This is a genomic window from Paraburkholderia sp. BR14374, from assembly GCF_040948685.1.
GTDB lineage: Bacteria > Pseudomonadota > Gammaproteobacteria > Burkholderiales > Burkholderiaceae > Paraburkholderia > Paraburkholderia youngii.
Genome location: NZ_JBFPKF010000140.1, coordinates 1 through 385 on the forward strand (window position 1 = coordinate 1; position 385 = coordinate 385).

Here is a 385-nt window from a genome sequence, read left to right on the forward strand (position 1 = left end):
ACGGCTTGTACAAGGCAGAGGTGATCCATCACCTCGGACCGTGGCGCAATCTGCAGGCCGTTGAAATGGCGACGCTCGAATGGGTGGACTGGTTCAACAATCGTCGGCTCTTCGGCCCCATCGGCAATATTCCACCTGCCGAGGCAGAAGCCGCTTACTATGCAAATCTCGCTGAGTCTGTCACTGTGGCATGACGCAAGCAAAACGGTCTCCGGAAAACCCGGGGCGGCTCAGTCCGAACGATACCAGTCCTACTGTGTCGAACCTGAACAATCCGGAGAGCCTTTTGCAGCAAGGGTTTGAAGCGGAAAGTTGTTGATGCATTTGCAGGAACCTGGCAGATTATGGGTAGTTTCCTGCAAATTCTGTCGAGGTCTGGATGGGT

The 385-nt window shown here is 54.5% G+C and carries 1 pseudogene; it reads left to right on the forward strand.

The window, feature by feature from the left end:
• Positions 1 to 194, forward strand: a pseudogene (locus AB3X86_RS38385) (IS3 family transposase); the annotation flags it as partial.
• Positions 195 to 385 lie beyond the last annotated feature (191 nt).